At 35.7% G+C, this 11,755-nt stretch carries 10 protein-coding genes, 1 tRNA gene and 1 pseudogene; 11 read left to right on the top strand and 1 reads right to left on the bottom strand.

Translation table 11 applies throughout. The features are described from left to right. Positions 1-53 precede the first annotated feature (53 nt). From pstS to QMN76_RS10345, 7 genes are read left to right on the top strand one after another with little or no spacing between them, the layout of a single operon-like run. Positions 54-1,112: a phosphate ABC transporter substrate-binding protein PstS gene (pstS, locus tag QMN76_RS10315; RefSeq protein WP_282066016.1), complete on the top strand. Its 1,059-nt coding sequence runs from the start codon at positions 54-56 to the stop codon at positions 1,110-1,112. 2 nt (positions 1,113-1,114) lie between these two features. Then, complete coding sequence (gene pstC / locus QMN76_RS10320; RefSeq protein ID WP_084051611.1) at positions 1,115-2,065, top strand: phosphate ABC transporter permease subunit PstC; 951 nt, start codon at positions 1,115-1,117, stop codon at positions 2,063-2,065. Between the two features lie 12 nt (positions 2,066-2,077). Beyond that, positions 2,078-2,959, top strand: a complete 882-nt coding sequence (pstA, locus tag QMN76_RS10325) for a phosphate ABC transporter permease PstA (protein ID WP_282024679.1) — start codon at positions 2,078-2,080, stop codon at positions 2,957-2,959. Continuing rightward, positions 2,956-3,720: a phosphate ABC transporter ATP-binding protein PstB gene (gene pstB / locus QMN76_RS10330; RefSeq protein WP_034340888.1), complete on the top strand. Its 765-nt coding sequence runs from the start codon at positions 2,956-2,958 to the stop codon at positions 3,718-3,720. Before pstA ends, pstB begins: the two co-directional genes overlap by 4 nt. Before the next feature lie 11 nt (positions 3,721-3,731). Continuing rightward, positions 3,732-4,448, top strand: a complete 717-nt coding sequence (gene phoU, locus QMN76_RS10335; RefSeq protein WP_282024677.1) for a phosphate signaling complex protein PhoU — start codon at positions 3,732-3,734, stop codon at positions 4,446-4,448. After that, complete coding sequence (locus QMN76_RS10340) at positions 4,448-5,146, top strand: response regulator (RefSeq protein WP_282024675.1); 699 nt, start codon at positions 4,448-4,450, stop codon at positions 5,144-5,146. The genes phoU and QMN76_RS10340 overlap by 1 nt, the downstream gene beginning before the upstream one ends. Beyond that, positions 5,136-6,389, top strand: a complete 1,254-nt coding sequence (locus QMN76_RS10345; protein ID WP_282024673.1) for a sensor histidine kinase — start codon at positions 5,136-5,138, stop codon at positions 6,387-6,389. Before QMN76_RS10340 ends, QMN76_RS10345 begins: the two co-directional genes overlap by 11 nt. Before the next feature lie 26 nt (positions 6,390-6,415). Here QMN76_RS10345 and QMN76_RS10350 read toward each other — a convergent pair. Next, positions 6,416-6,490: transfer RNA gene (locus QMN76_RS10350), tRNA-Thr, on the bottom strand. Positions 6,491-6,667: 177 nt separating this feature from the next. Between QMN76_RS10350 and QMN76_RS10355 the strand changes: the two genes are divergently transcribed. The 4 genes and pseudogenes from QMN76_RS10355 (at position 6,668) to QMN76_RS10370 (ending at position 11,376) form a co-directional block, all read left to right on the top strand. Continuing rightward, positions 6,668-6,844, top strand: coding sequence for a hypothetical protein (locus tag QMN76_RS10355; RefSeq protein WP_282024671.1), 177 nt, complete (start codon positions 6,668-6,670; stop codon positions 6,842-6,844). A gap of 552 nt (positions 6,845-7,396) precedes the next feature. Further along, positions 7,397-8,932: an efflux transporter outer membrane subunit gene (locus QMN76_RS10360; RefSeq protein ID WP_282024669.1), complete on the top strand. Its 1,536-nt coding sequence runs from the start codon at positions 7,397-7,399 to the stop codon at positions 8,930-8,932. Between the two features lie 542 nt (positions 8,933-9,474). Then, the gene (locus QMN76_RS10365; RefSeq protein ID WP_282024668.1) at positions 9,475-10,542 is read left to right on the top strand and encodes an acyltransferase family protein; all 1,068 of its coding nucleotides are present in this window, start codon (positions 9,475-9,477) and stop codon (positions 10,540-10,542) included. A gap of 111 nt (positions 10,543-10,653) precedes the next feature. After that, a pseudogene (locus tag QMN76_RS10370) lies at positions 10,654-11,376 on the top strand (SDR family NAD(P)-dependent oxidoreductase). Positions 11,377-11,755 lie beyond the last annotated feature (379 nt).

Consider the following 11,755-nt stretch of genomic DNA (forward strand, 5'->3'; position numbering starts at 1 on the left):
TTTTTTTGTAAAGTTCCATCAGGGTTAATTTTGTATGGCCAGAGGAATTATTAATGCCATTTGTATATCAGAAGAATTTAATTACATTTTCAATGATTGGTTTATCTTTTGCTTTTTTTGCAGCATGCCTGCCATCAGTAAAAGCACAGAACATTACCAATATTACAGGGGTAGGTTCTAGTTTTGCCGCACCTTTGTATCAAAATTGGGCAGCCAGCGCCTCCAAAGAAATTGATATTAAAGTCAACTATCAGGCTTTGGGTTCCAGTGCTGGTAAAAACCAAGTTATCGCAAAGACTGTTAATTTTGGTGCTTTGGATATGCCAACGTCAACCGAGCAATTAACGAGTGCTAATCTATTACAATTTCCAACAGCCATTGGTGGTGTTGCTGTGGTTGTAAATATTCCAGGAATTAAAGAGAATCAATTACGTTTGACTGGGGATATTATTGCGAATATCTACCAAGGAAAAATTACCAAATGGAATGATCCAAAGATTGCTGGATTAAATAAAGATATTACACTTCCTTCTATTGATATTGCACCTATTTACCGTGCAGATGGTTCTGGAACCACGCAAGTTTTTACATCATATTTATCCAAAGAATCAGCTGACTGGAAAAAGAATTTTGGAGCTAACACCTCTATTGCTTGGCCAGTAGGAATGGGAGGTCGAGGAAATGGTTCAGTTGCTTCGACAGTTAAAAATATAGAAGGTGGCATTGGATATGTAGAATATGCATATGCCTTACAAAATCATTTAAACACTGCACAGCTTAAGAATATTTCTGGTAGTTTTGTTTCAATTAATGAAAATTCCATCAAAGCTGCGGCCAAGGCTGCGGATTGGGTACATGCGAAAAACTATAGTGTTGATTTGATTAATACCAAAGACGACGATTCTTGGCCGATTGTTTCCACAACCTATATATTACTTCCAGTTTACAGTCAGGATTCCAAAGCAGTTATCAAATTTTTCAGATGGGGTTTTGATCATGGGGACGCTATCGCTACGCAGTTGCACTATGTTCCATTGCCCATCGTTGTTAAAGAAAAAATTGAAAAAACTTGGGAATATGCAGGGGTAGCTTCAAAAGAGGCAAAGAAATAAATATGGCTATTTTTCAGTCAAAGAATCGTAAAAACAACCAAATTTTACCTTATTTATTCACCTCATTGACTTGGTGCAGTGGTGCTTTGATTATATTGATCTTTATTGGGTTGATTATCGAGTTATGTTGGCAAGGCAGACAGGCATTTTCAGTTTTTGGTTTTGAATTTATTACCTCAACTACCTGGAATCCTGTAAAGCAACAATATAGCGCAGGCGTTTCTTTGATTGGCACTTTGCTGAGTTCTTGTATCGGTGTAATGCTGGCTTTGCCGCTATCTTTTGGGTGTGCTTATTGCCTAAGCGAGCTAATGCCCAGATTTATTGCTCGATACATGACAGCAACTATACAATTATTAGCGGCTATTCCTTCGATTATTTTGGGAATGTGGGGCTTTTTTATATTAGTCCCTCTTATGTCAAAATATGTTCAGCCCTTTTTAAAGCAAGTATTTGGCAATGTGCCTTATGTAGAAATCTTATTTTCAGGAGGAACATTTGGTGTCGGTATTTTAACTGCAGGATTAATATTGGCGATTATGATTACGCCTTTCATTACCGCGATGATGCAAGAATCATTTGCCAATACACCCTCAATGTTAAAAGAGAGTGCTTATAGTTTAGGTGCAACAAAATGGGAAGTCATGCGCCATGTGACACTCCCTTGGGTGCAAAAAGGGGTTATTGGAGGCATTGTGCTTGGATGGGGACGGGCTTTGGGTGAAACCATGGCGGTGACTTTTGTTATTGGCAATGCGCATCACGCGGGTTGGTCTTTGTTTACATCCAGTAATACGATTGCATCTTTGATTGCATTGGAATTTTCAGAAAGTACCGCAGGCAGTTTAAAAATGTCTTCTTTAATGGCTTTGGGTGCAGTGCTAATGATGATTTCGTTTATCGTTCTATTTTGTTCGCAGCTTTTGTTAAAGCAAGTGTTAAAGTCACGATAGGATTAAATCGATATGTCACAAAAATTACAAAAGCTACATGGAAATAAAAATTATTTGCTTTCTTGGCGCTTTATAAAAAATCGATTAATGACAATTTTTGCTTTTGTCACACTAGGCATTATGTTGTGTATATTAGTTTCTATTTTAACAAATTTACTTATTAACGGTTTCTCTGGATTATCATTTTTCACGCTATTTCATATGACAGCGCCTCAAGGGTTGCCTGGGGGATTATTAAACCCGATTTTAGGTAGTATTATTCAAGTAGGGTTGGCAACGTTGATAGCGGTGCCTTTGGGAATATTAGGTGGTGTTTTCTTGGCAGAATGTCCAAACAAAAAACTCAGTGCCAGTATCCGCTTTATTGCTGATATGATGATGTCGGTTCCTTCTATTTTAATTGGTTTATTTGTTTATATTATATTGGTTATGACCATGGGATATTCGGCTTTTGCTGGGGCATGTGCATTGGCTATTTTGGCACTACCTGTGATCGCCAGGACGACTGAGGAAGCCTTGAACATGGTGCCTGTTGCAATTCATGAGGCTGGCTTTGCTTTAGGAGCACCAAAATGGAAAGTGGTTTTTTTAGTATGCTTACCAGCAGCAAGAGGCGGAGTGATTACCGGAATATTACTAGCTATTTCTAGAATAGCAGGGGAAACAGCACCTTTATTATTTACGTCTTTGGGTAATTCTGATTGGAGCTGGAATATCTTTAAACCGATGGCCAGTTTACCCTTGGTGATTTATCAATACGCAGATTCCGCTGATGATATATGGATTAATTTGGCGTGGACTGCTGCTTTGTTAATAACAATTTTTGTTTTATGTTTAAATTTAATTGCGCGGATTTATGTGGATAAGCGCAGAAAAAAGGATCAATCCTTATGATACATGATGAGACCGCCATTTCTATTCAAAAGGTGGATTTTTATTATGGGGCTCAGCAAGCCTTAAAAAACATTAACTTTGACGTTCAAGCGAATAAAGTTACTGCTATGATTGGTCCATCGGGATGTGGAAAATCAACGTTGTTGCGTATGTTGAATCGTATGTATGATTTATATCCTAATCAACATGCCAAAGGGCAGGTTCTCTTTGATGGTGTGAATATTTTAGATAAAGAGACTGATTTAAATATTTTAAGATCACGTATAGGGATGGTTTTTCAAAAACCTACTCCATTTAGTATGTCTATATACGATAATATTGCGTTCGGGATCAAATTATATGAACGCCTTTCTTCAGCACAGATGCAAGAAAAAGTAGAAAAAGTATTACGCCAAGTCGCCCTATGGGATGAGGTTAAAGATCGTTTGTATCGTTCGGCATTGGGACTATCAGGAGGACAGCAACAACGCTTGTGTATTGCAAGGGCATTGGCGGTGGAGCCAGAAGTTATTTTATTAGATGAGCCGACTTCTGCTTTGGACCCAATTTCAACGGCTAAGATTGAAGAGTTGTTGGATATTTTAAAAGAAAATTATACAATCCTTTTAGTTACACATAATTTACAGCAAGCTGCGCGTTGTGCAGATAAAGTGGCATTCTTTTACGCAGGAGAACTTGTTGAAATGAATGATGCAGCTATTTTATTTACCAAACCAGCACAAACGAAAACGCACGATTACATTACGGGTCGTTTTGGATAGGATGAATATCAATGACAGAAAAATTGCCTGAACATACGATTAGCCGTTATGAACAAGAGCTTGAACAATTGCGTAGTATGATTTTACGCATGTTTGGTATGGTTGAAAATCAATTGACTCAAACCTTGACAGTATTGCGAGATCGTAAAATTGATACGGCCTATGAAATAGCTTTGCAGGATATTGAAATAGATGCGTATGAGCGGATGATTAGTGCGTTTTCAATTCAAATTTTGGCTTTGCGTTCGCCAATGGCAATAGACTTGCGCGAAATTGTTTCTGCATTTAAAATCAGTGTAGATTTGCAACGTATTGGTGATTTAATAGCAGGAAATTGTCGACGTATTGTGCAAATAAAAATGATTCCCGAAGGAATTTCCTTGTCAGGGTTATTAACGATGGGCAGACAAGTTCAAGAGAACTTACGACAAGTCGTGATTGCAATTACCGAGCAAGATCATAAAATGATGTTACACCTTTGGAATGCGGATAATTTGGTTGATGATTTATATCTTTCCGTTTTTACAGAGCTTACGAATTTAATGCAAAAAGAACCCGAGGTTGTTTTAGTATGTTCTCACCTTTTATTTATGGTGAAAAATTTCGAAAGAATAGGCGATCATATAACGAATATTGTTGAAAATTATTACTATGTATTTACGGGTGATACGTTACCCTATCAGCGTGTGGGCCCCGTAGATGTGATTGAGGATGCGAGTAAAGTGTAATGAATAATCAGACAAATATTCTGATTGTTGAGGATGACACCTCTATTGCTTTATTATTACAATATAACCTGAGTAAAAAGGGTTATAAAGTTGATGTTGCAGATGGCTATGCTGCGGCATTAACATATCTTCACCAGCATACTTACTCTGCGTTAATTTTGGATTGGAATCTTCCTGGCGGCACAGGAATTGATCTTTGTCGTTATATCCGTTCTCAGGCATCATTGTCATCTATTGCTGTGATTATGTTAACCGCCAGAGGTGAAGAGTGTGACGAGGTTTCAGCTTTTGATGTTGGAGTGGATGACTATATTACCAAGCCTTTTAGTATTGATACTTTACTATTAAGATTAAAAGCAGTTCTTCGACGTTCTCGTGTTGAGATAAAAGCACACCAAGCACATTTGCAATTTGAGGATGTGGTATTTAACGAGGCTGAACATCGTGTTTATCGTGGTCAGCGTATTTTGAATTTGGGACCGACAGAATATAAAATACTGGGATATTTTGTGCGTAACCCTAAAAAAGTATTTTCTCGTGAAGAGCTTTTAAATGCAGTTTGGGGAGAGAATCTTAATGTTGAGATTAGAACTGTTGATGTGCATATTTTAAGGCTTAGAAAAGAGCTTAACGCTGCAGGCGAGCGTGATATTATCCGAACTATTCGTTCCGCGGGATATGCTCTTGATGTTCAGTGAAGATAGTTTTTATACGTATTTGTTATTTTTTTTTGGTGGAGGGTTTGTCAGTTCTTTAATTTGGCTTTTTGCCTATAGGAATAAAACAGGAAAAGTCGAATTAGAACAATATGAAGTTATAAAAGAAACTTATCATTTTAACCGAGCTTTTACAGAGTTAAAGCAAACAGTCGATCATATTCAAGCTCCAATTTTATTAATCGCCAGTGACTATGCATATTCTTCTATTTCACTACGCAACCAAATTAAACACAGCTTTTCATTATTTTCTAATTCAATTGCATATGAAAAAAATCTTTATTTGCATCAACATTATGATGATGTGATCTTAGATATTCTTAGGCACCCTGTTTTTTGTCAAACAGTTGAAGAATATATGGTATCTCCGGTATCTGAAATAGAAATACATCTAGAGTTACCAAAATCTTATCAGCTGAAATTATTATTTAGTGCTTATGAGCCTTCTAATATTTTAAAGAATATCCTAGTGATTACTTTAATTGATCAAAGTCAAATTATCTCGCTTAATCAAATGCGCAGTGATTTTATTGCTCATGCCAGTCATGAATTGCGTACTCCATTAACTTCTTTAGATGGATTTATTCAAACTTTACTAGGGGTTGGTGTTGACGACGAACAAACGCAAAAGCAATTTTTAGAAATTATGCATGCTCAAGTTGGGCGTATGATTCGCCTTACCAATGGGTTATTAACTTTATCTCGGGTAGAGCGTGATGAATATCGACTATTGACTGATCGAGTTGATTTGAAACTCGTCTTACAGCAGATTTTACAAGAATCTCAGTTCATGATCAAAAAGGCAGGAATTACCCTCAATTATCAAGACGAAATAGCATCTCAAAATGTTATAATTTTTGCTGACAAAGACCAACTTTTCCAAATATTTCATAATATTATTGAAAATGCCATTCGACATGCACCACTAGGAAATGCAGAAATCCCTTTGATTACAGCTAGATTGTATTTTACTGAAGATCATTTAAAATGGCCAGGTTTAGGGTGGGTAATTTCCATTAGTGATAATGGCCCAGGCATTGAAAAAAAACATCTTCCGCGTCTTACAGAACGTTTTTATCGTGCTGGTGATAAGCATAATGGCACAGGTTTGGGATTAGCTATCGTGAAGCACCTTGTTGCTCGTCATAAAGGAATATTCGTTATAGAGAGCCAGATGGGACAAGGAAGCTGTTTTTCTATATGGTTTCCTATGCATTACGCATAAAAATAAAACATACTTTATAAAGGAAATGGTGCTGTTAGAGAGGATTGAACTCTCGACCTCTCCCTTACCAAGGGAGTGCTCTACCACTGAGCTACAACAGCATTACGTGCTTTAGTAGCTTTTCACGTTAAAGGATGCAACAAAAAAATTCAATTTTTAATAAATTTTTTATATTTTTGGTGAAATAAATTAAAACCATTTATTACAGTTAGGTTTATTTTTTTTAGGTAAGTAAAGGGCGTAATAAAATAAAGAATTAATAGGTTAAATGAAATATCATGCTCTATTTTGTTCAGTTTTTACGTGGTTTTGCTGCATTATTGGTTGTCATGACGTATATAGCCAACAAAGAATTACATAATGGTCTTAGTACCAGATATTGGTTTAATATGGGTGGAAGTGGGATTAATCTTTTTTATTATTTCAGGGTTTATTATGTGTTACACGACGTATGATAAACAGGTCTCCTTTACTTGATTTATAAAACTTAGAATAAAGCGTATCATTCCTCTTTATTAGTTATTTACCATAATTGTACTGGTTTCATATCTGATGCCTTTAAAATCTTTAGTGCAATGGCAGATTATATAAGTGTTTTTGATTCGTATTTTTTACTGTTATTATAAAAAATTATCTTGTTGGAACAGAGAGAACACTCAGTTATGAGTTTTATTTTTATTTAATATTTGCTTTATTTTTATTGGCTTCAGTACAAACTTATCTTCAATATTTTGGGACTACGCTTACGGTAATTTTTAACGTGTTTTGGTTGGACTATTGGTAGGCAAACGCCGATTAATGATTTAATTTTAGAGCATTTAGAAATAGTTCTTACTCTTTGTGCCTGACTCATGTATTTATGCTAGCATTTACCAGCCGTGTTTGTATGAAATTATATTTAACCTCACCCATAGTTTTTATTGGGTTTGTTGATATGATATTGAACAATATTAAATATACATTTAATTAACTTATAATTAGCTCTTAAAATTTTTTTGGTTGGAATTATGAAATATAATTTTTCTTTTTTATCAATAGTTATTTTAATTCCAACCCTTACTGGGTGTGCTGTGGGGCCTGATTATCATAAAAAAGATGTGTGGACACCTTCAAAATGGCCAAAGCCAGCTCAAAGTTTACAAATACCAACTAACAGTCAAGTAGTTATGAATAAAATCAATCCTCAGTGGTGGGAGTATTTTCATGATCCAGTTTTGTCCGATTTAGAGCGTCGTGCAGTCACTGCGAACCTTGATATTCAAATGGCAACCCAGCGTTTAATTGCCAGTCGTGCGCAATTAATGATAGCTGGATCTGCACGTTTTCCAAGTTTGGCGGCTGGGGCCAGTTATCAAAGAAGTCAGTATAGTAAAAAGTCATTTAGCAGAGCACTACAAAAAGTCAGGAACAGTGAACCTGCGCTTGGAAATGTTGTTAATCCTAGTGATGTTGATGTGCCTTCATTTAATCAATGGAGTGATAGTCTAGATACCAGTTGGGAAGTAGATTTATGGGGACGTGTTCGCAGGCAATATGAATCTGCTGGTGCTTTAAAGCAAGTTTCTGAAGAAGATCGCAGAGGTGTGTTGATTGCACAGCAAGCAGAAGTTGCACAGAATTATATAACGTTAAGAGGATTACAATCACAGTTAAACATCGTCAAAGAAAACGAGCAAATAGCTCAAAATATTTTAAATTTGGCTAATCAACGATTTAATGGTGGGTTGGTTACAGAACTTGATGTGCGCTCTGCAGAGGCACAACTAGAGCAAACTAGGGCTGAGATTCCAAGTTTAGAGCAACAAATTGTTGAGTATATTAATGCACTGGGATTATTACTTGGTGAACCGCCCAGAGCGTTAAGTGAAGAACTCTCTACGCCCACGCCAATTCCTTTGGTTCCACCACAAGTTCCAATTGGGTTTCCTTCTGAATTAGCACAACGTAGGCCTGATATTCGTCAAGCTGAGGCAAAATTACATTCTGCGACAGCAGAAGTTGGTGTTGCTGTTGCGGATTTTTATCCTAAAGTTACTGTTGACGCCCAAATGGGTTTCCGTTCTTTATCATTTAGAGATCTAGGTTTTTGGGGGGCACGGGCTTGGAATGTTGGCCCTTCCATTTCATTACCTATTTTTGAAGGTGGTAAATTAAAAGGCCAGCTAACGCTTAAAAAAGCCGAACAAAAAGAAGCTGCTTTGGCTTACCGAAAAACGGTTTTACAAGCATGGCAAGAGGTAGACAATGCGTTAAACGCATATAAAGCAGAGCAATTAAAGCAAGAGCGTTTGCAAGATACAGTAAAATCAAATCAACGTGCTGTTTATTTAGCCCAGGCTCAATATCGTCAAGGACTACAGACTTATATTAATGTTTTGGATGCACAAAGACGTCTACTTTCTTCACAACAAGATTTGATCGATAGTAATGCACAAATTTCTATTAATTTGGTACAGCTTTATAAAGCACTAGGTGGAGGATGGGAAAGTACGTATCCAGAGAAAATAGTTGCTTATAAAGAACAATTGCCTAAGCAAAACTAATGTGATTAAGCGTTTTTAAAGAGGCTGTCTGTAAAAATCTTATAACAATATTCTCGTGCAAAATTCCAGGGTAGTTTCATGTTGTGACCATTAATTTCTCTTGATTAAGAATAACGCAAAGCGCGTCGAAGTTAGGGGCAAGTACTGTGAATTTTCCAAGAAAAAATAAAGATTGATCAATCTAGGTATTTTGTACACTTTGCTGTTCGTGAGGGGTCTATTATTGGGGGTGGAAAAGTGGTTTATATCTCGAAGATATAAAAGATAAAGATTCTTACTTTGATTAATTTGCAGAATGATGGTTTTTGAAGAGAGAGCTGGCTGTTGTGAAAGATAAAGCCAAAGATGATGATGTTGTTATTGTTGATGATTACTGTATTGTTCAGGGAGTAAATGAGTTCATGATTATCCAAGAGTAGTAAATGGAATATTAGCATAGGAAAGCTTATATATTATTGATATATGGCTAGAGAAAGAACCGCTTTAAAAGAAAAGTGTTTTTTCTGATTTATATCGCGTAAAATTAACTTAAATGAAATTAAATGAAAAAAAATAAAATCGAAAGTATTCAAGCGTTACGAGCGATAGCGGCGTTACTAGTATGCAGTATGCATACAGCTACTCAAAAATCGACTACAGAAGTTTTTTTCATTTATGTACAGAAAATATTATCCATTATTGGTTCATATGGTGTTGATTTATTCTTTGCGATAAGTGGCTTTATTATGAGTTGGATCGTTTTGCATGAAAATTTATCCCCTTCTATTAGGGAAGGCTTGGCGTTCTTTGTAAAGCGTATCTTTCGAATTTATCCACTATTTTGGTTTACTTTGGCAGTGATGATTGTTTTATCAGTCCTGTTTAATGGCCAAATTACCTTAGAGGTTAAACAGGCATTGCATGGTTCTGTATTGTTTTTGTTAACACCGCATATCCCTTTGCAATACGCAGCTTGGAGTTTACCATTCGAGTTGTATTTTTATGTTGTCATGTTGGTATTTATTTGTTTTTTTTCTCAAAAAAACTTTATGATATTTTTTTGTAGCTGGATTTCTTTTCATCTAATGCTCGTTGTGATGTCGTCATACGGCATAATCGCTTTTCAAAACTTTATTTTTGTTAATGTTGTTTTATTAGAATTTTTTATCGGTATAGTAGTTGGATATCTGTTTTATAAGTATCCTTGTGCATCTATAACAAAGAAATATATTAGTATATTATGTGGTTGTGTCATTCTGATTTCAGGGTTTATTTACGCTTCTTTATCTTTCACACCAACAACAAAATGGATATTTTGTTTAACAAGGGTATTGCCAGCAGGTCTAATACTTTATGGAGTGATTGGGCTAGAATTACATGATAAATTAAAAGTTCCTAGATGGTTAGTCAAACTAGGAGATATCTCTTATTCTATTTACTTGTGGAATTTTCCTGTATTAGCTTTTGCATCGTATATTTTTAATCATTCTGTTTTTTATCAAGAAACAGCAGCTATTAACAGGTTTATGATTGAAATGATCGCAATAATCTTACTGAGCTTTATAAGTTATCGATGGATTGAACAACCTTGTGTTCGCTTTTCACATCGAATAGTAAATAAAATTAAGTAACATATTTTTGTCTCATTTCTGGTCATTAATTAAGAATTGGTAACTAAACCTTTTTGTGTTCTTTTTAAATAAATTAGAGGAGACAAAAGTGCAAAGAGCAAATCCAACAGTATTGTTGCAGGCGGATCTCAAGGTATAGGGCTAGCGATTGCTATTAAATTAGCCCAACATAATTATCAGGTCATTATTGCGGATTTAACCGATGTTAAAGAGGATGCATTAAAGGAATTGTCCTCCTCAATGACAAAACCCCAGTTTATTCATTGTGATATTTCAAAAGAAGAAGACGTCATGCAACTTGTTCATCAAATACAGCAATAATTTAATGGTGTTGATGTTTTGGGAAATAATGTGGGTATTATAAGTAAAGGCAGCTTAACTGACATATCAACAGACGAGTGGAATCGCGTTTTTAGTATCAATGTAAATGGACCATTTATGTTAAGCAAAGTCGTCATACCGATAATGCAACAGTAAAAAAGAGGGCGTATTATCAATATTGCCTCTGTTGCTGCCCAAGTTGGTGGTGGTTTTTTGGGGAATACGTGCTACGCCGCCAGTAAAGGAGCTATCTTGTCATTAACTAAAGGAATTGCCCGAGAATATGCGGCGTATAATATTACCTGTAATGCAATATGCCCTGGTTTTGTTGAAACACATCTAACGTCAATGATGCCTAAAGAACAAGTTGAGCAAGCTTTACATAGTATTCCTGCACATCGTCCAGCCAGCCCCTCCGAAATTGCTGATGCTGTATGTTTCTTAGCAGGTGATCAAAGCGCATATATTAATGGAGTTACGTTGAATATAGACGGTGGTTTAATTCGATGTTAAAAATTATATGCATATTTATTCTTTAAAGATTACGAAGGTATTTATTAAAGGAGTTTAATGATTCTATTTTTTTTGTGATTCTGATAATTTTGGTTTAACAATGTTTTTATTTAACTTATTGATAATTATTAGTTTTACAGAAAGTTTAAGAAACTTTAACAAAATATTAAGAATCTTATTGACGTTGCTGGTGAGTTTATGTAGAAGTGTTTTTACCGAAGCGGTGTTGATTAAAACTTCTTGAGTTTAGGTTACATTTGTGTTAGGTTATACTTTCCGACTGAGTGTTGGGGTGTTCATTGACAAGTAAATAGGATGAGAAGGGGATATGCTGGTAGCGTATTTGTCTTGGGACTGAGAGATTAGTTTTGGGGTGTTT

The sequence above is a fragment of the Commensalibacter papalotli (ex Botero et al. 2024) genome, from assembly GCF_947179115.1.
GTDB lineage: Bacteria > Pseudomonadota > Alphaproteobacteria > Acetobacterales > Acetobacteraceae > Commensalibacter > Commensalibacter papalotli.

What these genes read in the sequence shown, in the direction of transcription:
- QMN76_RS10365 (WP_282024668.1), top strand. Translation starts at nt 9,475, where the DNA reads ATGAAAAAAAATAAAATCGAAAGTATTCAAGCGTTACGAGCGATAGCG.
- QMN76_RS10355 (WP_282024671.1), top strand. Translation starts at nt 6,668, where the DNA reads ATGCTCTATTTTGTTCAGTTTTTACGTGGTTTTGCTGCATTATTGGTT.
- QMN76_RS10345 (WP_282024673.1), top strand. Translation starts at nt 5,136, where the DNA reads ATGTTCAGTGAAGATAGTTTTTATACGTATTTGTTATTTTTTTTTGGT.
- pstS (WP_282066016.1), top strand. Translation starts at nt 54, where the DNA reads ATGCCATTTGTATATCAGAAGAATTTAATTACATTTTCAATGATTGGT.
- QMN76_RS10360 (WP_282024669.1), top strand. Translation starts at nt 7,397, where the DNA reads ATGAAATATAATTTTTCTTTTTTATCAATAGTTATTTTAATTCCAACC.
- pstB (WP_034340888.1), top strand. Translation starts at nt 2,956, where the DNA reads ATGATACATGATGAGACCGCCATTTCTATTCAAAAGGTGGATTTTTAT.
- pstA (WP_282024679.1), top strand. Translation starts at nt 2,078, where the DNA reads ATGTCACAAAAATTACAAAAGCTACATGGAAATAAAAATTATTTGCTT.
- QMN76_RS10340 (WP_282024675.1), top strand. Translation starts at nt 4,448, where the DNA reads ATGAATAATCAGACAAATATTCTGATTGTTGAGGATGACACCTCTATT.
- pstC (WP_084051611.1), top strand. Translation starts at nt 1,115, where the DNA reads ATGGCTATTTTTCAGTCAAAGAATCGTAAAAACAACCAAATTTTACCT.
- phoU (WP_282024677.1), top strand. Translation starts at nt 3,732, where the DNA reads ATGACAGAAAAATTGCCTGAACATACGATTAGCCGTTATGAACAAGAG.